We start from the raw sequence: 25,185 nt of genomic DNA, 5'->3' as shown, positions 1-25,185 counted from the left end.
AAGGGCAAAAACTACTTTTGCCCTTTGAATTTTAAATGATTTTACAAATGCAAATAATATATTTACACTTTCAAATTAAATTACACTAAATTTAAATTATAATTACTTTTTCCATAAAAGCAAGTATGTTTTAACTAACAATTAGTTTTTTCTCTATTATTCTTGCTATAAAACTTATTAGCAGCACTAAAATATAGTAACAACAAGCGGCAACAATCATTGGGAAAAAATAATTATACGTCTCAAGCGATACAATTTGTGCTCTTTTCATCAAGTCCATTTCTCCAAACATTGAAATAATGGCTGACTCTTTGATTAAATTAATAAGCTCATTGGTTAGCGATGGAAAAATATTTTTAATTGCTTGTGGCAAAATTATATCTTTCATAATCAAAAATTGGGGGATAGCAAGAGCTTCTGCCGCGTCAAACTGTCCTTTATCAACTGCATTAATTCCTGCTCTTATTACTTCCGAAACATAAGCACCTGAATTAAGAGAAAAAGAAATAGCACCTGCCATAAATACAGTAAATTTAATACCTATTAAATAAGGCGATGCAAAATATATAATACTTAATTGGATTAATAAAGGCGTACCTCTAAAAATGGAAGTATAAAAATCTGCGAAAAGTCTTAATGCACGATTTTTATTTACTTTACAAAGTGCTAGCAATACTCCTATAACTAAGCCAAATATAACAGCAATAACGCTATATTTTAAAGTGACCAAAGTCCCTTCTACAATAAAAAGAATTTTTGGAGAAAATTTTATTAAATATTCAAACATATTTTTAGTGATATAATTTTTAGCTATTGTGCCAGATTTTTGTCATTGCAAAGAGCAAAGGACGTTATTGCATGGCTTGTTTATGTCGTTCCACGGAGGCATTGCCCACGTGGATCATTTTCCCCTGTCACCCCTTGGCTTGTCCACAGGGTCCAGAAAACAAATGACATAGTACTTCATGAGATTGCTTCGTCAAAACTTACAGTTTTTCCTCGCAATGACAATTTTTTAATACACTCTCTTCGCTGGTGGGATTGCTTTCACTTCATCACTCAAAGTAGTTAAAGTAACAGGTTTGTAATCAAGCCCTACCTTGCCGGCTTCGTCAACCCAACTAAGAGTGTGCTGCATCCAATCTTTATCGTTACGATCAGGATAATCCTCCCTTGCGTGTGCTCCTCTACTTTCTTTTCTTGCAGCTGCTGAATATACAGTTACTAAAGCCTGATCAAGTAAATTATCTAGCTCTAAAGCTTCAACTAAATCGCTATTCCAAATTAAAGATTTATCATTAATTTTTATATCTTTATAACCGCTTCTTATCTCGCTAATCATTTCTGCTACCTCATCTAGCACTTCTTGAGTTCTAAATACTGAAGCATGACTTTGCATAGTTCGTTGCATTTTGAGCCTTAAATCTGCAACCAAAATATTACCGCTACTATGACGAATTTTATCAAATCTACTAATAATTTTTTCAAGTGATTCTTCTGATACAGGTTTATGCGGACTTGCTGGCTTAATAAGCTCAGCTGCTTTTAGTGCTGCACTTCTGCCGAATACTACTAAATCAAGCAAAGAATTTGACCCTAAACGATTAGCACCATGCACTGATACACAAGCAGCTTCACCGATCGACATAAGACCTTTTACTACGCTATTATGGTTTTTGCCGTCTTTAATTATTACCTGACCATGATAATTAGTAGGGATTCCGCCCATATTATAATGTACTGTCGGAAGTACCGGAATTGGCTCTTTTGTTACATCAACACCAGCAAAAATTTTAGCTGTTTCAGAAATACCAGGCAAACGACTATGTAAAATTTCAGGTGATAAATGATTTAAATGCAAGAATACATGATCTTTATGCTCTCCAACTCCTCGCCCCTCACGGATTTCTATAGTCATCGCTCTTGAAACCACATCCCGTGATGCTAAATCCTTTGCCGCCGGTGCATAACGTTCCATGAAACGCTCACCATTAGCGTTAACAAGATAACCACCCTCACCTCTAGCTCCCTCTGTTATAAGACAACCAGCTGAATATATTCCGGTCGGATGGAACTGGACAAACTCCATATCTTGCAGCGGCAAGCCTGCTCTAATCGCCATACCACCCCCATCACCCGTGCAAGTGTGAGCGGAAGTTGCTGAAAAATAAGCACGCCCATATCCGCCCGTTGCAAGCACTACATTATGTGCTCTAAAACAATGCAGACTACCATCATCTAAATTCCATGCAACTACCCCTCTACATTCACCATCTTCCATTAATAAATCAATAGCGAAATATTCGATAAAAAACTGTACTTTATGCTTTAATGATTGTTGATATAAAGTATGAAGTATAGCATGTCCAGTACGATCTGCTGCCGCACATGTACGTTGTGCTGCCTTACCTTTGCCGTACTCAGTAGTCATACCACCAAAAGGACGCTGATAAATTTTTCCCTCTTCGGTTCTTGAAAAAGGTACGCCGTAATGCTCAAGCTCTAAAATCGCATCCGGAGCATTCTTGCACATATATTCGATTGCATCCTGATCGCCTAACCAATCAGAACCTTTAACTGTATCATACATATGCCAACGCCAATCATCCGCCCCCATATTCCCAAGAGCTGCACTAATACCACCTTGTGCTGCAACCGTATGGCTACGAGTAGGGAATAGCTTCGATATACAAGCCGTATTAAGACCTTCTTTAGCCATACCGAACGCAGCACGTAAACCTGCACCGCCTGCCCCTACGACTATTACGTCAAATTTATGATGAATTATATTATACGATTTGGTCATTAAGTTAATTTTCTATTTTTAAATGTTTGTATGGATTTCTTCCACTATTGTCACCCCGTGGCTTGTCCACGGGGTCCAGCTAAAAATACTTTAGTATTTTTATTATTTTTTCTAGATTGCTTTGTCGCTTTGCTCCGGCTTTGTTGTATGGCTCGGAAAATGCCTTATATGTCATTCCCGCTTTCGCGGGAATGACATCGGAGCTATGCAACAAGAACCTTTGCTCCTTGCAATGACGTTTTACAAAAATTTACTCATCATCAATTAAATCTAAAATTAATTTTTTGCTGAATATATCATTTTCAGCGTGATGTATTCCTACCCTTACAGCTTCCCTTAATATTATTAACCTTGCATTCTCTGCATCATACGCTTCTGATGCTTGTTTACTTTCCATAAAACACAGCTACTATAAAAGCTATGATAGTTAAAATACTAAATAGCTTCACTGCTATAATTAATGTATTCCGTAACTTGTTGCAGCTTACATAATCCTCTATTACTACCTGCATTCCAAGCATGGCATGATATAAAGAAGTAATTACTGCGATTAATAAAGGTATTAAATTAATAGGTCTTTTCAGCTCCCAAATAATAATATTTACATCACTGTTTTTATGGGCTAACGTAAAATATAGTAACCATACAGAACACAACACTAATATAATAGCGGTAATTCTTTGTAGTAACCAATGATGTGAACCACTTTTAGCAGAACCAGTATTTTTTGCTTTTACAATCTCTGCTCTAAAATCATATGTCATTAATTTTCTCTAAACACATTTTTTTTGTTATTTGTTTTAGCTTCTCAATCCTTTTAATGTCATTCCCGCGTAGGCGGGAATCCAGAAATACACTCGCCTAAATCGTTCCATTTAGGATTAATACTTTCTATCAATTTTATTTTCCAGCCACGATTCCATTTTTTTAAAGCTTTTTCTCTAGTAGGAGCTTCTTTGATGTCAGCAAATTCTTTTGTATAAACAAGTTTTATAATATTATATTTTGATATAAATCCTTTAATCACTTTTTGTTTATGTTCATAAGCACGACGCAATATATTATTAGTAATACCAATATATAAAGTACCATTACGATCGGAACATAATATATATACCCAATACATTTTTATTACTTTAATTTTATTTTTTCTGGATTCCCGCCTACGCGGGAATGACATAGAACGCTTTTCTCAATACACGTAAGTGAAACTCATACCAAAATAACATCAAAAACTTTTTTCTTTTGACTTAAAACTTATGTGCCTACGTTGGAATAGCATTGTACATTTCACACCCACAACAATATCGTAAATAAGACAGAACAAATAACCACGCTCCAGCCTGTTAAATTAACTGCTTTTATAGAAAAGCCTAATCCAATATCCCAAAATAAATGCCTGATGCCGTTGCATAAATGATAAAACCAAGCAAAGCTAGTTAGTATCAAACATATTTTTATAATGCAACAACAATTAGCTAGCTGTATATAATTACTATCAAATTTACTAAGAATAAACCACCATGCCAAAATTGAAACTGCAAAAAATAAAGCTACCCCTGTCATACGATGCAAAATCGACAAGGTAGAACTTATTTGCGGCTTATATATAGTTAGATGCGGCGAAATAGGACGCTTATTATAAATTTCTTGTTTGGTTTTAGTCATATTATATTATTGGTTTGTATTATACTTTTAAGACGAAGCTTTATTTGGAAAAGAGCAAGGAGTTTTGAAGCTTTTAACCGCAACGTGCATATAGTATAGTATCGGATTAAAAGCAAAAAACAACGTAGCCAATTTTTCAAACAAAGCGAGTATTACTTTCTCTCGAGCCAGTACCCTTCAGCAGGTGCTAGATCATCCGCCACCGCTCTTCTATCATCAAAAACAAAGCACTCACCTTGCCATAAATTATTCTTATTTTGCGTATCTTCTAAATATTGCAATATACCACCTTTTAAGTGATATACCTCTTCATGCCCCATACTTTTCAGTAAGCTAGTAGATTTTTCACAACGTATGCCGCCGGTACAGAACATTGCAATTTTCTTACCTTTAAGTAATTCAGCATTTTGCAGAGCCCAAGCTGGAAATTGTTTAAATGTTTCAGTATATGGATTAATTGCTGCTTTGAACGTACCGACTTCCACTTCATAGTCGTTACGTGTATCCACTACTATAACATCTTGTTTCGTAATGAATTCATCCCAATCTTTTGTCTCTATATACTTGCCTTTAAACAGATTAACATTTAAATTGTCAACATTCATCGCAACGATTTCTTTTTTAAGCCTGACTTTTAACTTTTGAAAAGGATGTATTTCGCTATAATTTATTTTAACATTCACGTTTTTCGCATTAGTTAGTTTTTTTAATTCTTCAAGTACAAGATTTACACTTTCATATGAACCTGAAAAAGAACCATTAAAACCTTCTTTCGATAATAAGATAGTACCTTTAAGATATTTTCTTTTACCGACAAATAATAGTTTCGGTATTAAGCTTTCCGGCTCTTCTATATTTACAAAACTATATGCACTTAAAATTGCAATTTTTTCACTCATAAATTATGGTATTGGTTGTTTTTATTTTATATGGTTTATGTCATCCCGTGGCTTGGATCATTCTCTCTCTGTCATCCCGTGATTTATTCAAGGGATCCATTACTTAAAAAGCCTAAATATAGCAAATTTTAAAATTAAAAGCTCGATTTTTCTCGCTTTTTTCTGGATCCCGTGGACAAGCCACGGGATGACATCGAGGGCGTTTTTCAATCCACGCAGATAACACCACCACGACATGATACTTAATTAGTAACCGATAATGGAACGAACATACTACTATCATCTCTCTCAATCAAAAGCAAAATATTTTGCTTTTCTGATTTTTTAGCATTTTCATATAATTCTTCTAGTTTATTTATATCGCTTATGCTTTCTTGGTTAACATTACTTACTAAATCACCAACTCTAAAGCTACTATCTTCTTCATCAACGTTTGTAATAACTAATCCTACCTTATCAGCAGATATAGCAAATTTTTGCTTTAATTCCTCAGTCAAGTTACTAAAAGTGATATTACTTTTTGTAATAGACGTACCATTATCTTCTTTCTTGGTAACTTTTTCTATATTTTCTTCTAGAGCTTCTTGTTTAACTTCCTCATTATCTGAAGTCATTTTTATTGGTAATTCTATTGTTTCTCCATCTCTTAATACTTTTACTTTCACTTCTTGATCGACAGGAATATCAGCAACAATTACACGTAATCTTTTAGTATTTTTAACTGCCTGCCCTGCAAACTCTAATATTATATCGCCTGTTTTGATGCCTGCTTTATCACCTGGATCATCTTTTTGTATTTTAGCAACTAACACACCATTAGTATCTTTTAGCCCTAAACCTTCTGATATTTCTTCGGTCAAATCTTGTATTGTTACACCAAGACGACCTCTATTTATTTTACCATCTTTTTTAAGACGCTCAATTATAGGCTTTGCAGTATTTGAAGGGATAGCAAAACCAATACCTATATTAGTGCCAAGCGGTGAAAAAATTGCCGTATTTACCCCAATTACTTTTTGATCCAGATTAAACATAGGACCACCAGAATTGCCGTTATTAATTGCCGCATCTGTTTGGATAAAATTATCGACTATATTATTAGTATCGATATCAATATCTCGTCCTTTTGAAGAAATAATACCCGCAGTAACAGTACCGCCAAGATTACCAAAAGGATTACCGATCGCAATAACCCAGTCTCCTACTCTTGCATCATTTGAATCACCAAATTCAACGAAAGGCAGCGGTTCTTCAACATCTATTTTTAAAAGAGCTAAATCAGTTTTAGTATCACTACCTATTAGTTTAGCTGGTAATTCAGTGTTATCAGCTAATTTTACATTAATCTTACTAAGATTAGCAATCACGTGATAATTTGTAACTATCAAACCATTAGGTTCAATAATAAAGCCAGAACCGAGCGGCATCGCTTTTGGAGTAGGGTCAACTTCTTCAAGATTAAGAGGTATGTTAAGACGTTCTAGAAAATCATTAATGAAATCCAGAGGTTTTTTTTCTTGTAAAGGGTCTTTTTCTGCAGCTTCTGCCTTATTATTAACATATTCTATAGTAGAAATATTAACAACAGCAGGGATTAAAGGCTCGACTATATCAGCAAAACTATAACGTGATGCATTATTTACTTTTAGAGGTACGGAATTTATTTCAGTAAATTCACTTTCCTCTTCGAAATCTATTGCTTTTGAAGATTTATTATTTTCTTTCGCTAAAACATTGTTATTAAATATTAAAATTATTATAACAAAAAATATTTTCAGATTCATATACTACTTAGCTAAATTAAGATATTTTAAAACTTCAGCATCGGGCGAAATGATAAAATTAGTATCTTCTTTCTTTAAAGAATTTTTATATACTAAAAGCGACTTATAAAATTTGTAAAATTCTGGATCGGCAGAATAAGCAGAATTATATATTTTAGCCGCTTTCTCGTCACCATCACCTTTGATAATTTGGGCATCTTTGTAAGCCTTAGCAAGTATTATCTTACTTTCCTTATCTGCTTTTGAGCGAATACGAACACTTTCTTCTTGCCCTTCTGCCCTAATTTGTGTCGCTTCTTTTTCACGAGCAGTTTGCATACGACGATAAATAGCCGCACTATTTTCTTTTGGTAAGTCAGATCTTAAAATTCTAACATCAACTACATCAATACCAAAGCTTTTAGCTTCACCATCTACTTGATTTAAAATATTAAGCATTACATTACTACGCTCTTGTGATAATAAACTACTTAGCGAAATCTTACCTATTACTTTTCGCATTGAAGATTCAAGGTTACGAGTCAGCCTAATTTTGACTCCTTGATAATCATGAACAGTTTTATAAAACATTACAGGATTATTAATTTGAAACTTAGCATAAGCATCAACAATAACTCTTTTACCATCAGCAGCCGTTAACTCTTTTGCTTCAACTTTAACATCTAAAAGACGCTTATCAAAAAATTCAACATTTTGAATTAACGGAACTTTAATATGCAGCCCAGGTTTTTCTATGGTTCTTACTGCTTCACCAAATTGGAATACTACAGCAGATTGACGTTGATCAACTGAAAATAGTGAGCTAGAAATTGATATCAGCCCAAAAATAGCCGTAAAAATTATATAGTAAATCTTTTGCATTTAATTTAACATTTTTTATTGTTTTTTGTATGCCACACTACGGCTTGACCGATGTTGTTGCATAAATCGAGAACTGTTTTTTATGTCATTCCCGCGGAGGCGTGAATCCAGAAAAATAAACATGAATACAGTAAATGTTTAAAATAAAAAGCTCGATATATCTCGCTTTATTCTGGATCCCAGCCGTTGCTGGGGATGACATTAAGGCTTAATAGCCATATGTGGCAGCAACGCATTATTAATAATAGTCTTACTTGAGCCACTTAATACTTCTTCAGCTACTTCTAAATATAGCCTGTCTCTAGTTACTTGCTTATTTGCAGCATATTGGTTATAAATTGCACTAAATCTTTGGCTATCTCCTTCGGCCTTTGATATTATTTCCTCTCTATAGGCTTCTGCTTCTTCTATAATTCTAGCTGCTGCCCCTCTAGCTTCTGGTAATACTTTATTATTATAGGCTTGAGCTTGATTTATTTCTTTTTCTTTATCTGCCTTGGAAGTCTGCACATCTCTATAAGCATCTATTACCTCAGCAGGTGGCTCAGCTTTTAACAATTGTACCTTTTCAATCATTACTCCAACGTTATAACTATCTAGAATTTTTTGTGCTAATGTTTCTATTTTATGAGTAATTTCCTGCTTCTGATCAGATAAGACCCAAGAAATGGGTGTGTTCCCTATCACTTCTCTAACAGCACTTTCTACTGTTGACTTAACTGTTTCTTCAGGCTTTTGTACGTTAAACATAAAATCCTCAAGATTACTAATATGCCACATTACGTCACAATTTAAAGCAACAATATTCTCATCACCAGTTAACATAATACTTTCACCGGCAATATTTTTGGTATCACCACCACTACGCACAGAATTATTTGTACGATATCCAATCTCAATTCGTCTTGATTGTTTAACTTTCTCGACTATTTCTTTTTCAAATGGGGCAGGTAAACGATAATTAAGACCAGCGTAACCTTTACGAACAAAACGTCCAAACCTTGTTACAGCCGCTTCTTCACCCTCTTTTACTTCATAAATACCTGAGGCAAGCCACAAAACAAAAGATGCTAGAGCAACTAAAATTATTGTTTTTGTACTGAAATTAAATTGAAACTGAAATTTATCAAAATTAAATTGATTTTTTCTTGGTCTTGTGAATATGTTATCATCTTTATCGTTATCAAAATCTTTCCACGGAGACTTTTTGAAAATTGGGATATATTTTTTACTAAGCATTTGCTTTTTATATTAATTTTGAAATTTGAAGATTTAGTGATTATATATATTATAGTATTTAACGTCAAGTTGTGAACTTATAGCAGACTTAAAAAGGAAATTTAATTATGGCTCATTTACACCAAAACCAAATTATTGATAAACTGCATAATATTGCTTTTAAAGACGGTACTTTTTTAAAACAAGTTATATCAAATATTATAATTAAACATAATAATGTTGGTTTTTCAATAGATATATCAGGCATTGACAAATTAGAAGCAGAAGAAATAAAGAATGAAGCAATTAAAAAGCTTAATGAAATAGTCGGCATAGGTAAAATAACTATTGTTTTTACTGAAAGTAGAATAGTGGAAAAAAAACCTCAAAAACCCAAACATTTTGTAGAGAATATTAAAAAGATTATCCTAGTCGCTTCAGGTAAAGGAGGAGTCGGCAAATCTACTATTTCGGCTCTTATTGCTCAGCAATTAAGTTTAGAGAATTACCGAGTTGGCATAGTTGATGCTGATATTTATGGACCTTCAATTCCCCATATATTTGGTATTAATGAAGTGCCGCAAACAGTGGGTGGGCGAATAATACCGGTAAGAGCAAAAAATATCGAGGTAATGTCTATAGGCTTCTTCGTTAAAGATTATTCCGCAATTATTTGGCGTGGTCCTATGGCTAGTAAAACTATTTATCAATTATTATCGGTGACAAAATGGGATAACCTTGATTATTTAATTATCGATATGCCACCAGGAACAGGCGACATTCATTTAAGTATGCTGGAGAATTATCATCTAAATGGCGTGATAATAGTAACTACTCCGCAAAAAATGTCGGGAATAGATGTCGTACGCTCGATAGATTTATATCAAAAATTAAATTTACCGATACTCGGAATAATCGAGAATATGAGCGATTTATTTGATGGTAATAGTGGTAATCATTTATCACAAAAATATAACATACCTTTAATAGCCCAAATTCCTGTTATGCCAAAAATAGCGGATGCTTGCGATAAATCACTGCCACTTACTGACTTACTAACATTACCTTTAAAGGAGTATTTATGATATGGGTAATTGCTGACGATAGAACCGGCAACACGCATCAAGCAATTGCATTTGCTGAAAAATTATCCAAAGAATATACAGTCATTAGGCTTGAATATAATTGCTTAGCTAAGCTGCCAAACTTTTTACTTAAATATTATCCTATTCATATAAAAAAAGAGATATTACGGGATATTTTAGATAAGCCTCTACCTGATATAATTATTACTGCTGGAAGAAGAACAGCAGCTTTAGCATTTTATTTAAAAAACAAGTTAAAAAAAGAAATTAAACTGATTCAAATAATGCAACCTAATTTATCTTATGAAGCGTTTGAGGCAGTCATTTTACCCTATCATGATCAAGGTCATTGCGAGCGACTGCAAGGAGCGTGGCAATCTCAGGACTTTTTCACTAGATTGCTTCGTCAATGCTATGCATTTCCTCGCAATGACAACATCATCCCAATAAACGGAGCTATCAATAACGTAATTGCTAAATTTGCTACAGCAGAGGCAGAACTACAAAAACACTACCCTAAGCTTAAAGAATTTATTGCCTTAATAATCGGTGGGAACAATAAGAAATTTAATTTCACTGAAAAAGAAGCTATTCATTTTTCTTTATTATTAAAAAGAATATATGATAATCAAAAAATTTCTTTTTTCATTAGTTTTAGCAGACGAACACCTGATTCGGTAAAAACAATTATTAAAAATAACATGCCGGCTTCGACAATTATTTATGACCCAACTACTGATACAGGGTTTAACCCATATATCGCTATGCTCGCTGAGGCAAAATATATAATCTCTACAGCCGATTCTATATCAATGTGCAGCGAAGCAGCTTCAAGCGGCAAACCTCTTTATATATTCTGCCCTTCAAATTTTAATTCTGCAAAGCACAAAATTTTTGTAAAAAAACTAGTTGAGCTGAAAATAGCAAGAATGTTTGATGAGTCTGTAACGAAATTAGAAGAGTATAGCTATCCACATTTAGATGAAGCTGAAAGAGTAGCTGAGATTATTAAACCTTTAATATAAAAGCTGGTAATTAAATGGGCACCGTCAAGTTAAGTAAATTAGTGTCACAAAGTACTATATTTTTAGATTTCAGACAGCAAGAAGTCTTTGAGTAGCTTCATCCCAAATGGATTTAGCGGACGCAAATGCAATTCTTTGCTCAGATGCTGTTTTAGTATATCTTCCAACATTTACAGCAAATATATTTCTGACTTTTCCCATCAGTGATAATGTACATTGTGCTGAATTAGGATGCTTAAATTTAATCAGTATCTTCTCTTTTCTCCTAGTTGGCTGATGGGCATTCTCAATCCGATTATTTAGTCTTTTATCGGTACGATGCTTAGTCCTAGGACACATATACCTAACTGGTTTAATGTAGCTTTTTAGCTTATCAGTCACAATAACCCTTGGACATGGATAATTACCCAATAATCTTGATAAAAAGCGAATAGCTGATTTCTTGTTACGACGCTTCTGCAGTAATACTTCTAATTCATGTCCCTCAGAGTCAACAGCTCTCCATAATATGAATACTTCACCTTTGATCTTGATATTCATCTCATCCAAATGCCATTTATCAGTTGGCTTTCGCTCTCTCTTACTAATAACATCTTGAAAATAAACTACAAACTTATAACACCAAAACCTTACAGTCTCATGACTTAATATAATACCTCGATAAGCCATCTGCTCTTGAACATCTCGGTAACTATTATTAAAGCGATGATATAACCATACTGTATGGCTAATAATGCTTGCTGGAAAACGATGTCTATTCGGGGCTTGAGTAATATGCATAGCGGTAAAATCTAGGATAAATTGTTACTGCTATTCTATAAATCATTCCCTGTAATTGCTCAATACTTAATTTATACCTCCCTTAACTTGACGGTGCCGGAAAAACTGATCCACACGTTGGCAACGTCGCCACGGGATGACAATACAAAACTTCTTGCAAATGTTGTTGCATAATAAAGCTATCGCTTATATACTTTACGGGACAAATTAAATCCGCTAAAATTCTGCATGGTAAATAGTAATTTTTATAGGAATCTGGGACCAAGAAAGCTAACGGCAATTGCAGATTTCCTACAAGATTTTATAGAAGCTCCTAAAATTCATGAAGATGTAGCTATTCATGATATTAAAATTTTACAAGAAGCCTCTTCTAATGATATTAGCTTTTTGAGCAATATTAAATATTCTCAATTTTTAAAAAATACTAAAGCTGCAGCTTGTATTGTGCCAAAAGATTTTGCTGGAGAAGTAAATCCCAATACTGTTTTATTGCGTGCTGAAAATTCATATTTTGCTTACGGCAAGCTAATAGATTTTTTCTATGCTCCAGTAAAATCGTATACTGCTAAAATAATGAAATCAGCTTATGTTGCAGAATCAGCAACTATAGGTAAAAATTGTTATATAGGTCATAATGCAGTTATTGAGGATAATGTTATTATAGGTGATGATAGTATAATAGAAGCAGGCAGCTTTATAGGTACAGGAGTGGTTATTGGCAGAAATGCTAGAATTGAATCTAATGTATCAATAAATTATTCTGTTATAGGAGATGATGTTGTAGTACTTTCAGGAGCAAGAATTGGCCAAGACGGGTTTGGCTTTTCTACTGAAAAAGGTATGCATCATAAAATATTTCATACCGGAATCGTTAAAATCGGTAATAATGTTGAAATCGGTGCTAACACTACTATTGATAGGGGATCGCTGCAAGATACTATTATAGAAGATTTATGCCGTATAGATAATTTAGTGCAGATCGGGCATAGCGTCAAAATAGGTAAAGGCTCTATTATTGTAGCACAAGCAGGCATAGCCGGAAGTAGCGTAATTGGTAAATATTGTGCTCTTGGAGGGCAAGTGGGAGTCGCTGGACATTTAAATATAGGTGATGGAGCTCAGGTAGCAGCGCAAGGCGGTGTAGCACAAAATATAGAAGCGGGTAAGATTGTTGGCGGTAGTCCAGCTGTACCTATTATGGATTGGCACAGACAATCTATTATTATGAAACAATTAATAAATAAGAGATCTAAATAAATGACTATCGATATTACCGAAATTATGGATTTGATACCTCATCGTTATCCGTTTTTATTAGTGGATAAAGTAGTTGAAATTGATCCTAATAAATCAATAACTGGCATTAAAAATGTTACTGTTAATGAGCCACAATTTACAGGACATTTTCCAGCAAGACCTGTTATGCCTGGGGTTTTAATGGTTGAAGCTATGGCACAGCTTGCAGCTATATTAGTTGCTAAATCTCTCGGCTCTACTAAAAATAAAGAAGTATTTTTAATGGCTATCGAGAACTCAAAATTTCGCAAAGTTGTCCAGCCTGGGGATACAATGCATATTCATGCTACTATTGATCAGCAAAGAGCTAATGTATGGAAGTTTTCAAGTACGGTTAAAGTTGATGGTGAAATGGCAGCGGAGAGTAAATTTACTGCAATGATAAAAGATAAATCTTAAGGGTATAGTAGTGTCAAATTCTAATATACATCCAACTAGTATAATTGCTGAAGGTGCAAAACTTGGTAAGAACGTAAAAGTTGGTCCATACTGTATTATTGGTCCAGAAGTAATACTGCATGATAATGTAGAACTAAAGTCTCACGTAGTTATTGAGGGGATTACTGAAATCGGGGAAAATACAGTAATTTATCCGTTTGCGTCTATTGGTCAACCTCCGCAAATCTTAAAATATAATAATGAGCGGTCAAATATGATAATTGGTTCTAACAATATTATTAGAGAATATGTTACAGTGCAGGCAGGAAGCCAAGGCGGCGGAATGATTACAAGCATAGGAAATAATAATTTATTTATGGTTGGTGTTCATATCGGTCATGATTGCAAAATTGGTAATAATGTAGTGTTTGCTAATTATGTAAGCCTAGCTGGACATATAGAAGTACAAGACTATGTCATAATTGGTGGCTTATCTGCGGTTCATCAATATGCAAGAATTGGTAAACACTCAATGATTGGCGGCTTATCACCAGTTGGAGCTGATGTAATCCCTTTTGGTCTTGCAAGCGGCAAACGTGCAGTACTTGAGGGGCTAAACTTAATCGGCATGAATAGGAAAGGGTTTGATAAAGCAGAGTCTTTAAACGCTTTAAAAATAGTTCAAGAAATCTTTTTAGGTGAGGGTAATTTCGCTGATCGAATCAAGCAAGCTCAAGAGAAATATAAAAACAATTCTATAGTAATGCAAATTATAGATTTCCTTGAGCAGGGCAGTAATAGATCAGTTTGTTCTTTTGAGAAGTAATTTTACTATAGTGGTTACTTCTCATAAATGAAAAATTAGTAGACTAGTATACTTATATTCCTAAAGTATCTCTATATAGCTCAAGCATAGCGTCCTGTTCAGCTAGTTTATCTTTATCAAGTTTTTTTAGCTTTAAAACAGTTTTCATCGCTTTAACATCAAATCCGTGTGAAGAAGCATCTTGAAAAATATCCTTAATTTCTTCAGATAGATCAGCTTTTTCTTGCTCTAACCGTTCTATTTTGCTTAAATATTGCTCTAATTGTTCTTTTACTACTACTTCAGACATAAAAAATTATTTAACCTTTTTGAATTTACTACTATATAATACAAATATCATTCTTATTCAATAAAATATTAATAATGCAAATTTATCCTTTGAGGCTTTTGCCTAATAAAATCGATTTTGATTTTATGCATTTTAAAAAAGTCAGTTACACTTTCTCAATTATTTTATCACTCATTAGCTTTATTTGGATTGGTATGTACAAATTTAATTTCGGTATTGATTTTGCCGGAGGTATAGTTATAGAAGTAAGGCTTGACCAAACGCCAGATTTACCAAAAATGCGTCAAGTTTTAGGTGAGCTTGGAATTGGTGAAGTAGTGCTGCAAAACTTTGGTAGTGAGCGTGACTTATCGATTAGATTTGGTAGTAGTAGCGAAGATAATTTAATGAAAAATATTGAGCTAATAAAGACAGCTTTACAAAATAATTTTCCTTATAATTTTGAATATCGTAAGGTAGATTTTGTTGGTCCGCAGGTCGGTAGGCAGCTAATTGAGGCGGGTACTATGGCGATGCTATTTTCGTTTGCGGCAATTATGGTTTATATTTGGGTGCGTTTTGAATGGTATTTCGGGCTTGGTATACTTATTGCTTTAGTGCATGATGTTATATTAGCACTAGGGTTTATGAGTATAACAAAACTTGATTTTAACTTAAGCACCATTGCAGCAGTGTTAACTATCATAGGATATTCTGTTAATGATTCGGTGGTGATATATGATAGGATTAGGGAAAATTTACGTAAATATCATAAAAAAGGCATCACGGAAATTATAAATTTAAGTATCAACGAAACTCTATCCAGAACAATTTTAACAGTAGTGACAACTCTACTTGCTAATTTGGCACTGGTTCTTTTTGGTGGTGAGGCAATCCGTAGTTTTAGCGTACTGGTATTTTTTGGAATAATAGCAGGGACTTATTCATCTATTTTTATTTCCGCTCCAATACTTACGATATTTGCCAATAGAAAATTTGAGAAGAAAACAGTTTAATGTAATGAGTATTATGTCATTCCCGCTTTCGCGGGAATGACGTAAATGAGTTACAGGGATGACATAATTAGTATATTCCATAACCCTTAAGAGTAATTTATGCTGAAAAAAGAAGATAGAATTTTTACTAATTTACATGGTGAGCAGAGCCATGATTTGAAATCTAGCAAGAAGCGTGGTGATTGGGATAATACTAAAGCATTGCTTAATAAAGGCAAAGAGTGGATTATTGAAGAAGTTAAGAAATCAGGACTTAGAGGACGAGGTGGTGCAGGATTTTCTACCGGCACTAAATGGTCTTTTATGCCTAAAGAATCAAAAAAGCCATCTTATCTAGTAGTTAATGCTGATGAATCTGAACCCGGCACTTGCAAAGATCGGGATATATTAAGATATGAACCACATAAGTTAATAGAAGGGTGTTTGCTTGCCAGTTTTGCCATAGGAGCAAATAGCTGTTATATCTATATTAGAGGGGAGTTTTACAACGAAGCTTCCAATATTCAGCGTGCGTTAGATGAAGCATATAAAGATGGCTTGATAGGAAAAAATGCTTGCGGTTCAGGCTTTAATTGTGATATTTATTTGCATCGTGGAGCTGGGGCTTACATTTGCGGCGAAGAAACAGCACTGCTTGAAAGTTTAGAGGGTAAAAAAGGTATGCCGAGGCTAAAGCCGCCTTTTCCGGCGGGCTTTGGGTTGTATGGCTGTCCAACTACTATAAATAATGTTGAATCTATTGCGGTAGTACCAACTATTTTAAGGCGAGGAGCTAGCTGGTTTGCATCCATCGGTAAGCCAAATAATACCGGTACTAAGATTTTTTGTATATCAGGTCATGTTAATAAGCCTTGTAATGTTGAAGAGGCAATGGGGATTCCTTTAAAAGAAATAATCGAAAAACATGCAGGTGGTGTTCGTGGCGGTTGGGATAACCTTAAAGCCATAATACCAGGTGGCTCTTCTGTTCCTCTGCTTCCTAAGTCTCTATGCGAAACTGCCGATATGGATTTTGATAGCTTAAAGGCAGCAGGCTCTAGTTTAGGTACTGGTGGGATTATTGTTATGGATAAATCAACTGATATTATTTATGCAATAGCACGTCTTAGTAAGTTCTATATGCACGAGTCTTGCGGTCAGTGTACGCCGTGCCGTGAGGGTACAGGCTGGATGTGGCGTGTTATGATGCGGCTCGTTAAAGGTGATGCCAAAAAATCCGAGATAGATCAGCTTCTTGAAGTTACAAAGGAAATAGAGGGGCATACTATTTGTGCTTTAGGTGATGCTGCCGCTTGGCCAATTCAGGGGCTTATACGTCATTTCAGAAGCGAGATTGAAGAAAGAATGCAGCAATAAAATGTCATTGTATTGATCAGTGCTGTCATCCTATGGCTTGACCACGGTATCCAGAAAAAGAAGCCTAAATACAACAAGTTTTTAAAGCTAAAAGCTCGATTTTATCTCGCTTTATGCTGGATCCTGTGGTCAAGCCACGGGATGACACCGGTACTTAAGTTGACGCCCTAAGGATGACATACAGCACATTCTATAAAGCTCGATACAAGCGAATTTTGCAGGATTCGCCTTTGCTCACGTATTTAATATACGCTCCGCAGGCTCACCTTGAAATTCATCTTGTCTAGAGCTTTCTGAAACATGCTGTACGAGCATTAATAACACAGCAAATAAATATAACTAAAAAAAACTTTATGCAAACAAATACTGAATCAAACAATAATAAAACAACTGCTCAAGAATGGAAATCTTTTATCTTAGTAGTAGTTGTTGCACTAATGATTAGAATATTAATAATAGAATCTTTTGTTGTTCCGACTGGGTCAATGAAAGCTACTATACTTGAAAATGATCGAATTTTTGGTACAAAATATAGTTATGGATATAGTAATTATTCTTTATCTTTTTTTGATTTTATTCATTTATTTAAAGGACGAATATTTGCTCGCACGCCAGAGCGTGGCGATATCATAATTTTTCGTCCTCCTCACGAAATGAATACTAGATATATAAAGCGTTTGATAGGGCTTCCCGGGGATAAAGTGCAATTAATTGATGATGTAATATATATTAATGATGAAAAAATAGAGCGTATAGAGTCAGAAACTTATGTTAGTGAAGAGGGAAGAAAATATTTAAAATTTAAAGAAACATTGCCAAATGGCAAAACATATTTTTCTTATAAGCTTGCTCCTGTTTTAGGAATTATGTCTAATGATAAATATGGTAACACAGATGCTTTTTATGTACCGGAAGGGGAATATTTCTTTATAGGTGATAATAGAGATCAGTCAAATGATAGTAGGATAGATTTAGGTTTTGTGCCGTTTGAGAATTTTATTGCCAAAGCACAATTTATTTGGTTTTCAACAAAAATAACATGGTGGGATAGTGATATAGGGGTTGTTAATCTGATATTAAAGTTAAAGCCTTGGGTAGAGTCTATTAGGTTTAATAGGATATTTAGAAATCTATACAGCATAGAGGATTGATGGAGTCATTTAAGGAGTTAGAAAAATTACTAGATTATAATTTTAAGAATAAGGCACTTTTAACAGAAGCCTTAAGTCATCCCTCTTTAAGACAGCATCATGAATATAAGGCTAATAAAGATTATGAGCGGTTGGAATTTCTAGGAGATGCGGTATTAAATTTAATTATCACAGAAATTTTATTTAATAATTTTAAAGAATATAACGAAGGAAACTTAGCTAAAATTAGATCATATTTAGTTTGTAAGGAAACAATTTGTGTTGTAGGAGCTAAGCTTGGTTTAAAAAATTATATTATTATGACGCATGGCGAAGAAATAGCCGGCGGGCGTGATAATCCTAATAATATTGAAAATGTTACAGAAGCTTTAATCGCAGCTATATATCTCGATAGTGATATTACTACAATTCATAATATTATAGGGAAATTATGGGCTGAATTTATAAAAGTCAAAGATTTAACAGATTATGACCCTAAAACCGCCTTACAAGAATGGGCACAAAGCAAAGATCATCATATCCCGATATATCGACTTATTAAAAGAGAGGGCGTAGCTCACTTGTCAACCTTTACAGTATCAGTAAAAATAAACGGCTACGAGCAAACAGGTAAGGGACACTCTATAAAAGAAGCTGAAAAAAACGCTGCGAGAAGTTTATTGCATAGGCTAAAAAATGATTAAACAAAAAACAGTCTCAGTTTGTATTATCGGCAGACCAAATAGTGGCAAGTCCACTTTGCTAAATAGAATAATTGGTGGAAAGCTTTCGATAGTTACCCCAAAAGTTCAAACAACTAGGTCGATCATTACCGGCATTATTACCCTAAAAGATACCCAAATAATCTTATATGATACACCAGGGATATTTGAGCCGAAAGGGACTTTAGAAAAGGCAATGGTTAGATGTGCTTGGTCTAGCCTGCATAGTGCCGATATTGTCATGTTAATTATTGATAGTTTGAAGCCGCTAGATAACATAACTCATGATATTTTAAATAAACTTCGCTCGCTTAATGTTATACCAGTAATTTTATTAAACAAAATAGATGTCGAATCGAAATATATAGACGACACTAAAGCTTTTTTAGCTGAAAATTATCCTGATAGTTTGCTTTTTCCTATTTCTGCTATATCGGGTGAGAATGTTGATAAGCTACTTGAATATATAACAAGTAAAGCAAAAATCGCTCCTTGGCTTTATGAAAAGGATGACATAACTGATTTGCCGATGCGTTTTATCGCCGCAGAAATTACAAGAGAGCAGTTATTTTTAGGTTTACAGCAAGAACTGCCTTATAAGCTAACAGTGCAAACCGAAAAATGGGAAGAGCTTGAAGATAAATCAGTAAAGATTAATCAGGTTATAGTAGTTTCAAGAGAAAGCTACAAAACTATAATACTCGGTAAAAACGGCTCAAAAATCAAAGAACTCGGAATGAAATCTCGCAAACAGATGGAACAGTTTTTTGGCTTCCCCGTGCATTTGTTTTTATTTGTCAAGGTGCGGGAGCTATGGGAAGATAATCCTGATTATTATCAGTATACTCGCTGAATTTGAAAAATTGGCGTCGTTGTCTTTTGCTGATAATCCTCACGTATTAAGTATACGCTGCGGTTATCAGCTTCAAGCCGCCTTGCTCTTTTCCAAATTGAGCTTCGTCTACCAACTCTTTATTTATTAAATGTATATATGGATATACGAAGCTGTGATCCCATAGCTTGTACACAGGATTTAGTATTTTAAAAATTATTTTATAGATCTTGTGATCAAGTCACGGGATGATACGGTAGGGGTAACAATGATAGTACTTGGGATTGATCCGGCACTTGGGAGGGCACCGTCAAGTTAAGTAAATTAGTGTCACAAAGTACTATATTTTTAGATTTCAGACAGCAAGAAGTCTTTGAGTAGCTTCATCCCAAATGGATTTAGCGGACGCAAATGCAATTCTTTGCTCAGATGCTGTTTTAGTATATCTTCCAACATTTACAGCAAATATATTTCTGACTTTTCCCATCAGTGATAATGTACATTGTGCTGAATTAGGATGCTTAAATTTAATCAGTATCTTCTCTTTTCTCCTAGTTGGCTGATGGGCATTCTCAATCCGATTATTTAGTCTTTTATCGGTACGATGCTTAGTCCTAGGACACATATACCTAACTGGTTTAATGTAGCTTTTTAGCTTATCAGTCACAATAACCCTTGGACATGGATAATTACCCAATAATCTTGATAAAAAGCGAATAGCTGATTTCTTGTTACGACGCTTCTGCAGTAATACTTCTAATTCATGTCCCTCAGAGTCAACAGCTCTCCATAATATGAATACTTCACCTTTGATCTTGATATTCATCTCATCCAAATGCCATTTATCAGTTGGCTTTCGCTCTCTCTTACTAATAACATCTTGAAAATAAACTACAAACTTATAACACCAAAACCTTACAGTCTCATGACTTAATATAATACCTCGATAAGCCATCTGCTCTTGAACATCTCGGTAACTATTATTAAAGCGATGATATAACCATACTGTATGGCTAATAATGCTTGCTGGAAAACGATGTCTATTCGGGGCTTGAGTAATATGCATAGCGGTAAAATCTAGGATAAATTGTTACTGCTATTCTATAAATCATTCCCTGTAATTGCTCAATACTTAATTTATACCTCCCTTAACTTGACGGTGCCCTTGACGGTGCCCTTTTCTATTATATTTTTGTACAATCTAAGTGATTTAAAACAATATTATAATTTTTAAGTTGTGAATATAAAGCAATATTTAAATTATTTTTAATATATTCAAAATCAGAGTTTTTCTTAATATCAATATTGAATCTAATATAGAAAGTTAAGCCGTTATTATCTACTTTTGTTAAAAATACATTCGCTTCTTCATTAGGAATTATAAAATCTAATTTGCCTATTGATGTTTTAAGTTTATCCATCAAACTTTCAGGATTTAATTTAGTTTCGCTACTCGGGAATGTTATTTCTACCTGATATTTTACTATATCATTATCTAGAGTCCAATTTGTTACATTATTTAAAATAATTTCACTACTAGGAATAAGGATAGAATGATTAGTAGTAGTCTTTAGAATAATACATCTAATGCCTATTGTTTTTACTTTTCCGATTACCCCTTTTATTTCAATTATATCCCCCTCTTTAATTGGTTGCTCGATCATTATAATAATTCCGCTAATAAAATTAGTAATTAATGTTTGCGTACCGAATCCTAAACCGAATGCTAATGCTCCGCCTAAAATGGCTAAGCTTCCCATAGGGATATTAGCTAGAGACATAGCAATAATTATATATAAAATACGTATTGAATATATAATTAGCTTACTTAAAATGCTTGCACTAGTATTATTTCCTTTCAATCTATGACTTATAAAGTTATTAACAAATCTAGATAGGCGTTCTGAATATTTAATGCCAAATAATAAAAGTAATATGAAAATACAAATATTACTTACTGTGATCTGGTTATTAGCAATAGGAAACAATTCATATTTCCATAAAGCAAGAAATTTTTGAGAAATTAATTCAATTCCCTCTTCAATATGATACATATTAATTCCTTTATAATAATTTGTTTTTTAAAAAATATAACAAGAAAAGTTAATATATAAGTAATATAATAAATTTAAAATGTATCAAAAATATAAATTCAATTTAGAAAATCAATTGATTGATAAGTTGCTTTTGAGTAACACATAATTTAATAAAGCTTGAAAGAAAAGTTGCATTTTAGCTTTTACAAAGATTATAATATTGGTTGGCACCGTCAAGTTAAGGGAGGTATAAATTAAGTATTGAGCAATTACAGGGAATGATTTATAGAATAGCAGTAACAATTTATCCTAGATTTTACCGCTATGCATATTACTCAAGCCCCGAATAGACATCGTTTTCCAGCAAGCATTATTAGCCATACAGTATGGTTATATCATCGCTTTAATAATAGTTACCGAGATGTTCAAGAGCAGATGGCTTATCGAGGTATTATATTAAGTCATGAGACTGTAAGGTTTTGGTGTTATAAGTTTGTAGTTTATTTTCAAGATGTTATTAGTAAGAGAGAGCGAAAGCCAACTGATAAATGGCATTTGGATGAGATGAATATCAAGATCAAAGGTGAAGTATTCATATTATGGAGAGCTGTTGACTCTGAGGGACATGAATTAGAAGTATTACTGCAGAAGCGTCGTAACAAGAAATCAGCTATTCGCTTTTTATCAAGATTATTGGGTAATTATCCATGTCCAAGGGTTATTGTGACTGATAAGCTAAAAAGCTACATTAAACCAGTTAGGTATATGTGTCCTAGGACTAAGCATCGTACCGATAAAAGACTAAATAATCGGATTGAGAATGCCCATCAGCCAACTAGGAGAAAAGAGAAGATACTGATTAAATTTAAGCATCCTAATTCAGCACAATGTACATTATCACTGATGGGAAAAGTCAGAAATATATTTGCTGTAAATGTTGGAAGATATACTAAAACAGCATCTGAGCAAAGAATTGCATTTGCGTCCGCTAAATCCATTTGGGATGAAGCTACTCAAAGACTTCTTGCTGTCTGAAATCTAAAAATATAGTACTTTGTGACACTAATTTACTTAACTTGACGGTGCCTACCTAACTCGTCATTGCGAGGAGCAAAGCGACGAAGCAATCTTGTCAAGCATCCTGAGATTGCCGCGTCGATGCTTCGCCTCTCCTCGCAATGACGATAAAAACTTACCACAAAACCTAGTTGCCATTAATCTCTCATAGTATATAATTTAAAAAACTATAATTAATTTACTTATGAAGCATTTAAAGATCATTTTAGCATTTATTATATTTACCTGCTCGCCTATTATATTTGCAGAAGAGTTAGATTCTGTTACGACTACTGAAGATATTGAGAATGATATATTTAACCTTATTAATAATGATCCGCTGGTTTTAAATTCTAATCAAGCCATTAGTGATAGTACAGCATTCAAAAATTGTGATAACTGTGAGATTATTGCCTTAAATAAGACTACTGCTAAATCTGAAAAACTTACGTTTAAAGTTGGTGAAGAACAATATTTTGGTAATATAAAAATCAAAATACATAAATGTGTTAAAAACCTTGATCCGTATAACGAAGATAATTATATATTGATGACTATAACGGAATATATAATTGACGAAGACCCTAAATTACTTTTTCAAGGATGGATGACCTCCGGCAGCATTTCACTTTCCACATTCGAAAACCCTATTTATGAAATCTTTGCTAAAGAGTGTTTTTAAGTTAACATGATAAACTATTTTTTTATATTCTTAATCCCAAGCCTTGGCATGATTGCTGGCTTATCAGTCGCAGCTACTGTTACGGTGTTTTTGTTGAGTATTATTTGCATATACATGTCATCCCTGCGAAAGCAGGAATCCAGAAAGAATATTTTAATGGATTCCCGCCTACGCGGGAATGACACAAAAAATAGCAGAAATAATACCGAAATAATATTCGCTGGTTGGTGCTTGATATCTTGTTTATTTGCGATCAGACCTATCAATAGCCTAACTAATTTTGTTCAAGTCTTTACAATCTTATTTCTTGGCTTTGTTGTTAGTAATTTCAAACCATTTCAAAATCGTCCTCAGCTTAAAAAAGCTTTAATATTTGGTACTCTTACGGCAATTTTACTATTCTTTGTCGAATATTTTTCTGATGGCTTTTTAACTAGAATATTTAAGGCAAATTTTAACCTTCATATGCTAGATCGAGGTTGTGCTTTACTTTCAATTACTGCGTGGGTAGTAATAGCTATTTTAATTTATGATAAAAAATATTATCACGCTCTAATATTATATATCTTAGTACTTTATTTATTAAGTATCTCTGATAGTTTAGCAAGTTTTCTAGGATTTAGTTTAGGCGGGATAGTATTTATTTTAGCAAGACTTATAAAGCCGATATTTTCTAAACTAATAATATTCGGTCTAATAACCGGCTCGTTACTATTTCCAGTTATAGCCGTACAAATTAATCCTAAGGAGTTATCAGATAAATATTTATCTACCCATCTATCAGCGGCACATCGTTTATTTATCTGGCATTTCGTTGCAAATAAAATTGCTGAAAAACCGCTTATGATTAATGGCTTTAATTCTTCTAAATATACCCAAGTTAAAGACAGTGAAATGATTGATTATACAGATAAAAAATGGCATCCTTTGCCGCTTCACCCGCATAATAATATACTACAAATTACTCTTGAGCTGGGACTAGTAGGATTAGCTTTATTCTTAAGCTTGGTTTACAAATATCTCAAACAAATTGGTAATATAGGAAATGATAATTTTAGAGCAAGCTCTTATGCATGTTTCATAAATTATTATATTATCGGCATGATTTCATATAATGTTTGGCAAATATGGTGGGTGGCAAGCAGCATTTGGGTACTAATTTTAATGAAGTTATTAGTCAAACCCGATATTGTCATTGATAATTAATGTTATTTGGGGTAAATATAGAATATAGTGTCATTGCGAGGAGGTATTGTTGCGTGGATCACTTATGTCATTCCCGCGTAGGCGGGAATCCAGAAAAAATTATAAATACAGCAAATTTTTAAAACTAAAAGCGTAGGTTATCTCGCTTTATGCTGGATTCCCGCCGTTGCTAAGAATGACATGGTACAAGTTTTTCGATCCACGCAACAATGCCTTGCGAGGATTAATTACCTTGTCATCCCGTGGTGGAGCCAC

29 protein-coding genes and 2 pseudogenes are annotated in these 25,185 nt (G+C 33.8%); 15 read left to right on the top strand and 16 right to left on the bottom strand.

Annotated elements, in window-relative coordinates; genetic code table 11:
* Nucleotides 1–130: 130 nt before the first annotated feature.
* The 10 genes from BA173_RS05095 to hflK form a co-directional block, all read right to left on the bottom strand.
* Nucleotides 131–787 carry an amino acid ABC transporter permease gene (locus BA173_RS05095; protein WP_016948116.1) on the bottom strand — a complete coding sequence of 219 codons (657 nt, stop codon included), beginning with the start codon at nucleotides 785–787 and terminating at the stop codon, nucleotides 131–133.
* A 228-nt stretch (nucleotides 788–1,015) separates the two neighbouring features.
* Entirely contained in the window at nucleotides 1,016–2,806 is a 1,791-nt protein-coding gene (gene sdhA, locus BA173_RS05085; protein WP_068041178.1) for a succinate dehydrogenase flavoprotein subunit, read from the bottom strand.
* Nucleotides 2,807–3,056: 250 nt separating this feature from the next.
* Entirely contained in the window at nucleotides 3,057–3,203 is a 147-nt protein-coding gene (locus BA173_RS07920) for a hypothetical protein (RefSeq protein ID WP_016948118.1), read from the bottom strand.
* Nucleotides 3,193–3,570 (bottom strand): succinate dehydrogenase, hydrophobic membrane anchor protein, encoded by a 378-nt coding sequence (gene sdhD / locus BA173_RS05080; protein ID WP_016948119.1) that lies wholly within the window; start codon nucleotides 3,568–3,570, stop codon nucleotides 3,193–3,195. The genes BA173_RS07920 and sdhD overlap by 11 nt, the downstream gene beginning before the upstream one ends.
* 59 nt (nucleotides 3,571–3,629) lie before the next feature.
* Nucleotides 3,630–3,932: a GIY-YIG nuclease family protein gene (locus tag BA173_RS05075; RefSeq protein WP_068041188.1), complete on the bottom strand. Its 303-nt coding sequence runs from the start codon at nucleotides 3,930–3,932 to the stop codon at nucleotides 3,630–3,632.
* A 164-nt stretch (nucleotides 3,933–4,096) separates the two neighbouring features.
* Nucleotides 4,097–4,474, bottom strand: a complete 378-nt coding sequence (gene sdhC, locus BA173_RS05070) for a succinate dehydrogenase, cytochrome b556 subunit (RefSeq protein WP_016948121.1) — start codon at nucleotides 4,472–4,474, stop codon at nucleotides 4,097–4,099.
* Nucleotides 4,475–4,626: 152 nt separating this feature from the next.
* A complete protein-coding gene (locus tag BA173_RS05065; RefSeq protein ID WP_016948122.1) occupies nucleotides 4,627–5,373 on the bottom strand; it encodes a rhodanese-like domain-containing protein in 747 nt (248 codons plus the stop codon).
* A 242-nt stretch (nucleotides 5,374–5,615) separates the two neighbouring features.
* Entirely contained in the window at nucleotides 5,616–7,157 is a 1,542-nt protein-coding gene (locus BA173_RS05055; protein WP_016948123.1) for a Do family serine endopeptidase, read from the bottom strand.
* 3 nt (nucleotides 7,158–7,160) lie between these two features.
* Nucleotides 7,161–8,018, bottom strand: coding sequence for a protease modulator HflC (hflC, locus tag BA173_RS05050; RefSeq protein ID WP_016948124.1), 858 nt, complete (start codon nucleotides 8,016–8,018; stop codon nucleotides 7,161–7,163).
* A 201-nt stretch (nucleotides 8,019–8,219) separates the two neighbouring features.
* Entirely contained in the window at nucleotides 8,220–9,257 is a 1,038-nt protein-coding gene (gene hflK / locus BA173_RS05045; protein WP_016948125.1) for an FtsH protease activity modulator HflK, read from the bottom strand.
* 107 nt (nucleotides 9,258–9,364) lie between these two features.
* Between hflK and BA173_RS05040 the strand changes: the two genes are divergently transcribed.
* Together BA173_RS05040 and BA173_RS05035 are read left to right on the top strand one after the other, a co-directional pair.
* Nucleotides 9,365–10,321 (top strand): Mrp/NBP35 family ATP-binding protein, encoded by a 957-nt coding sequence (locus BA173_RS05040; protein ID WP_016948126.1) that lies wholly within the window; start codon nucleotides 9,365–9,367, stop codon nucleotides 10,319–10,321.
* Nucleotides 10,318–11,356, top strand: a pseudogene (locus BA173_RS05035) (mitochondrial fission ELM1 family protein). The gene BA173_RS05040 and the pseudogene BA173_RS05035 overlap by 4 nt, the downstream one beginning before the upstream one ends.
* 59 nt (nucleotides 11,357–11,415) lie before the next feature.
* Here the strand turns inward: BA173_RS05035 and BA173_RS05030 are convergent.
* Nucleotides 11,416–12,126: an IS6 family transposase gene (locus BA173_RS05030; RefSeq protein WP_095568243.1), complete on the bottom strand. Its 711-nt coding sequence runs from the start codon at nucleotides 12,124–12,126 to the stop codon at nucleotides 11,416–11,418.
* A 21-nt stretch (nucleotides 12,127–12,147) separates the two neighbouring features.
* Between BA173_RS05030 and BA173_RS07915 the strand changes: the two genes are divergently transcribed.
* From BA173_RS07915 to lpxA, 4 genes are read left to right on the top strand one after another with little or no spacing between them, the layout of a single operon-like run.
* Nucleotides 12,148–12,300 carry a hypothetical protein gene (locus BA173_RS07915; RefSeq protein WP_157738091.1) on the top strand — a complete coding sequence of 51 codons (153 nt, stop codon included), beginning with the start codon at nucleotides 12,148–12,150 and terminating at the stop codon, nucleotides 12,298–12,300.
* A 54-nt stretch (nucleotides 12,301–12,354) separates the two neighbouring features.
* Nucleotides 12,355–13,383, top strand: a complete 1,029-nt coding sequence (lpxD, locus tag BA173_RS05025) for a UDP-3-O-(3-hydroxymyristoyl)glucosamine N-acyltransferase (RefSeq protein WP_016948128.1) — start codon at nucleotides 12,355–12,357, stop codon at nucleotides 13,381–13,383.
* Nucleotides 13,384–13,821 (top strand): 3-hydroxyacyl-ACP dehydratase FabZ, encoded by a 438-nt coding sequence (gene fabZ, locus BA173_RS05020; RefSeq protein WP_011477847.1) that lies wholly within the window; start codon nucleotides 13,384–13,386, stop codon nucleotides 13,819–13,821.
* A gap of 10 nt (nucleotides 13,822–13,831) precedes the next feature.
* Nucleotides 13,832–14,626 (top strand): acyl-ACP--UDP-N-acetylglucosamine O-acyltransferase, encoded by a 795-nt coding sequence (gene lpxA / locus BA173_RS05015; protein WP_016948129.1) that lies wholly within the window; start codon nucleotides 13,832–13,834, stop codon nucleotides 14,624–14,626.
* Nucleotides 14,627–14,678: 52 nt separating this feature from the next.
* Here the strand turns inward: lpxA and BA173_RS05010 are convergent, their stop codons facing one another.
* Complete coding sequence (locus BA173_RS05010; protein WP_011477844.1) at nucleotides 14,679–14,915, bottom strand: DUF2312 domain-containing protein; 237 nt, start codon at nucleotides 14,913–14,915, stop codon at nucleotides 14,679–14,681.
* 74 nt (nucleotides 14,916–14,989) lie between these two features.
* Between BA173_RS05010 and secF the strand changes: the two genes are divergently transcribed.
* Both secF and nuoF read left to right on the top strand, forming a co-directional pair.
* Nucleotides 14,990–15,910 carry a protein translocase subunit SecF gene (gene secF / locus BA173_RS05005; RefSeq protein WP_016948130.1) on the top strand — a complete coding sequence of 307 codons (921 nt, stop codon included), beginning with the start codon at nucleotides 14,990–14,992 and terminating at the stop codon, nucleotides 15,908–15,910.
* Nucleotides 15,911–16,009: 99 nt separating this feature from the next.
* The gene (gene nuoF, locus BA173_RS05000; RefSeq protein WP_068041701.1) at nucleotides 16,010–17,266 is read left to right on the top strand and encodes an NADH-quinone oxidoreductase subunit NuoF; all 1,257 of its coding nucleotides are present in this window, start codon (nucleotides 16,010–16,012) and stop codon (nucleotides 17,264–17,266) included.
* Between the two features lie 179 nt (nucleotides 17,267–17,445).
* Here nuoF and BA173_RS08915 read toward each other — a convergent pair.
* Nucleotides 17,446–17,575, bottom strand: a pseudogene (locus tag BA173_RS08915) (palindromic element RPE3 domain-containing protein); the annotation flags it as partial.
* Nucleotides 17,576–17,619: 44 nt separating this feature from the next.
* On the opposite strand from BA173_RS08915, the gene lepB reads away from it, so the two are divergent.
* Genes lepB through era form a run of 3 tightly spaced genes read left to right on the top strand, consistent with a single transcriptional unit; the run spans nucleotide 17,620 to nucleotide 19,971 of the window.
* Nucleotides 17,620–18,417: a signal peptidase I gene (lepB, locus tag BA173_RS04985; protein ID WP_068041698.1), complete on the top strand. Its 798-nt coding sequence runs from the start codon at nucleotides 17,620–17,622 to the stop codon at nucleotides 18,415–18,417.
* On the top strand, nucleotides 18,417–19,100 hold the full coding sequence (gene rnc / locus BA173_RS04980) for a ribonuclease III (RefSeq protein ID WP_068041695.1): 684 nt from the start codon (nucleotides 18,417–18,419) through the stop codon (nucleotides 19,098–19,100). Before lepB ends, rnc begins: the two co-directional genes overlap by 1 nt.
* Nucleotides 19,093–19,971 carry a GTPase Era gene (gene era / locus BA173_RS04975; RefSeq protein WP_068041693.1) on the top strand — a complete coding sequence of 293 codons (879 nt, stop codon included), beginning with the start codon at nucleotides 19,093–19,095 and terminating at the stop codon, nucleotides 19,969–19,971. The genes rnc and era overlap by 8 nt, the downstream gene beginning before the upstream one ends.
* A 334-nt stretch (nucleotides 19,972–20,305) precedes the next feature.
* Here the strand turns inward: era and BA173_RS04965 are convergent, their stop codons facing one another.
* Nucleotides 20,306–21,016 carry an IS6 family transposase gene (locus BA173_RS04965; protein WP_095568243.1) on the bottom strand — a complete coding sequence of 237 codons (711 nt, stop codon included), beginning with the start codon at nucleotides 21,014–21,016 and terminating at the stop codon, nucleotides 20,306–20,308.
* 21 nt (nucleotides 21,017–21,037) lie between these two features.
* Here BA173_RS04965 and BA173_RS07905 point away from each other — a divergent pair, with 21 nt between their 5' ends.
* Complete coding sequence (locus BA173_RS07905) at nucleotides 21,038–21,184, top strand: hypothetical protein (RefSeq protein ID WP_157738087.1); 147 nt, start codon at nucleotides 21,038–21,040, stop codon at nucleotides 21,182–21,184.
* On the opposite strand, the gene BA173_RS04960 is transcribed toward BA173_RS07905, so the two are convergent.
* Nucleotides 21,135–22,004, bottom strand: a complete 870-nt coding sequence (locus BA173_RS04960) for a mechanosensitive ion channel family protein (RefSeq protein WP_016947824.1) — start codon at nucleotides 22,002–22,004, stop codon at nucleotides 21,135–21,137. The genes BA173_RS07905 and BA173_RS04960 overlap by 50 nt on opposite strands.
* Nucleotides 22,005–22,115: 111 nt before the next feature.
* The gene (locus BA173_RS07900) at nucleotides 22,116–22,289 is read right to left on the bottom strand and encodes a hypothetical protein (protein WP_157738085.1); all 174 of its coding nucleotides are present in this window, start codon (nucleotides 22,287–22,289) and stop codon (nucleotides 22,116–22,118) included.
* 21 nt (nucleotides 22,290–22,310) lie between these two features.
* Here BA173_RS07900 and BA173_RS04955 point away from each other — a divergent pair, with 21 nt between their 5' ends.
* From BA173_RS04955 to BA173_RS04945, 3 genes are all read left to right on the top strand, one after another.
* Nucleotides 22,311–23,021 (top strand): IS6 family transposase, encoded by a 711-nt coding sequence (locus BA173_RS04955; protein ID WP_095568243.1) that lies wholly within the window; start codon nucleotides 22,311–22,313, stop codon nucleotides 23,019–23,021.
* Nucleotides 23,022–23,247: 226 nt separating this feature from the next.
* Nucleotides 23,248–23,724, top strand: coding sequence for a DUF2155 domain-containing protein (locus BA173_RS04950; RefSeq protein ID WP_016947897.1), 477 nt, complete (start codon nucleotides 23,248–23,250; stop codon nucleotides 23,722–23,724).
* A gap of 6 nt (nucleotides 23,725–23,730) precedes the next feature.
* On the top strand, nucleotides 23,731–24,930 hold the full coding sequence (locus tag BA173_RS04945) for an O-antigen ligase family protein (RefSeq protein WP_068041978.1): 1,200 nt from the start codon (nucleotides 23,731–23,733) through the stop codon (nucleotides 24,928–24,930).
* Nucleotides 24,931–25,185: the final 255 nt, after the last annotated feature.

Origin of the sequence: Rickettsia sp. MEAM1 (Bemisia tabaci), from assembly GCF_002285905.1 — a bacterium.
Taxonomy (GTDB): domain Bacteria; phylum Pseudomonadota; class Alphaproteobacteria; order Rickettsiales; family Rickettsiaceae; genus Rickettsia.
Note: the sequence above shows the minus strand (reverse complement) of the source record. Positions and strands in the feature narration are given on the sequence as shown.

What these genes read in the sequence shown, in the direction of transcription:
- BA173_RS05095 (WP_016948116.1), bottom strand. Translation starts at nt 787, where the DNA reads ATGTTTGAATATTTAATAAAATTTTCTCCAAAAATTCTTTTTATTGTA.
- sdhA (WP_068041178.1), bottom strand. Translation starts at nt 2,806, where the DNA reads ATGACCAAATCGTATAATATAATTCATCATAAATTTGACGTAATAGTC.
- BA173_RS07920 (WP_016948118.1), bottom strand. Translation starts at nt 3,203, where the DNA reads ATGGAAAGTAAACAAGCATCAGAAGCGTATGATGCAGAGAATGCAAGG.
- sdhD (WP_016948119.1), bottom strand. Translation starts at nt 3,570, where the DNA reads ATGACATATGATTTTAGAGCAGAGATTGTAAAAGCAAAAAATACTGGT.
- BA173_RS05075 (WP_068041188.1), bottom strand. Translation starts at nt 3,932, where the DNA reads ATGTATTGGGTATATATATTATGTTCCGATCGTAATGGTACTTTATAT.
- sdhC (WP_016948121.1), bottom strand. Translation starts at nt 4,474, where the DNA reads ATGACTAAAACCAAACAAGAAATTTATAATAAGCGTCCTATTTCGCCG.
- BA173_RS05065 (WP_016948122.1), bottom strand. Translation starts at nt 5,373, where the DNA reads ATGAGTGAAAAAATTGCAATTTTAAGTGCATATAGTTTTGTAAATATA.
- BA173_RS05055 (WP_016948123.1), bottom strand. Translation starts at nt 7,157, where the DNA reads ATGAATCTGAAAATATTTTTTGTTATAATAATTTTAATATTTAATAAC.
- hflC (WP_016948124.1), bottom strand. Translation starts at nt 8,018, where the DNA reads ATGCAAAAGATTTACTATATAATTTTTACGGCTATTTTTGGGCTGATA.
- hflK (WP_016948125.1), bottom strand. Translation starts at nt 9,257, where the DNA reads ATGCTTAGTAAAAAATATATCCCAATTTTCAAAAAGTCTCCGTGGAAA.
- BA173_RS05040 (WP_016948126.1), top strand. Translation starts at nt 9,365, where the DNA reads ATGGCTCATTTACACCAAAACCAAATTATTGATAAACTGCATAATATT.
- BA173_RS05030 (WP_095568243.1), bottom strand. Translation starts at nt 12,126, where the DNA reads ATGCATATTACTCAAGCCCCGAATAGACATCGTTTTCCAGCAAGCATT.
- lpxD (WP_016948128.1), top strand. Translation starts at nt 12,355, where the DNA reads ATGGTAAATAGTAATTTTTATAGGAATCTGGGACCAAGAAAGCTAACG.
- fabZ (WP_011477847.1), top strand. Translation starts at nt 13,384, where the DNA reads ATGACTATCGATATTACCGAAATTATGGATTTGATACCTCATCGTTAT.
- BA173_RS05010 (WP_011477844.1), bottom strand. Translation starts at nt 14,915, where the DNA reads ATGTCTGAAGTAGTAGTAAAAGAACAATTAGAGCAATATTTAAGCAAA.
- secF (WP_016948130.1), top strand. Translation starts at nt 14,990, where the DNA reads ATGCAAATTTATCCTTTGAGGCTTTTGCCTAATAAAATCGATTTTGAT.
- nuoF (WP_068041701.1), top strand. Translation starts at nt 16,010, where the DNA reads ATGCTGAAAAAAGAAGATAGAATTTTTACTAATTTACATGGTGAGCAG.
- lepB (WP_068041698.1), top strand. Translation starts at nt 17,620, where the DNA reads ATGCAAACAAATACTGAATCAAACAATAATAAAACAACTGCTCAAGAA.
- rnc (WP_068041695.1), top strand. Translation starts at nt 18,417, where the DNA reads ATGGAGTCATTTAAGGAGTTAGAAAAATTACTAGATTATAATTTTAAG.
- era (WP_068041693.1), top strand. Translation starts at nt 19,093, where the DNA reads ATGATTAAACAAAAAACAGTCTCAGTTTGTATTATCGGCAGACCAAAT.
- BA173_RS04965 (WP_095568243.1), bottom strand. Translation starts at nt 21,016, where the DNA reads ATGCATATTACTCAAGCCCCGAATAGACATCGTTTTCCAGCAAGCATT.
- BA173_RS04960 (WP_016947824.1), bottom strand. Translation starts at nt 22,004, where the DNA reads ATGTATCATATTGAAGAGGGAATTGAATTAATTTCTCAAAAATTTCTT.
- BA173_RS04955 (WP_095568243.1), top strand. Translation starts at nt 22,311, where the DNA reads ATGCATATTACTCAAGCCCCGAATAGACATCGTTTTCCAGCAAGCATT.
- BA173_RS04950 (WP_016947897.1), top strand. Translation starts at nt 23,248, where the DNA reads ATGAAGCATTTAAAGATCATTTTAGCATTTATTATATTTACCTGCTCG.
- BA173_RS04945 (WP_068041978.1), top strand. Translation starts at nt 23,731, where the DNA reads ATGATAAACTATTTTTTTATATTCTTAATCCCAAGCCTTGGCATGATT.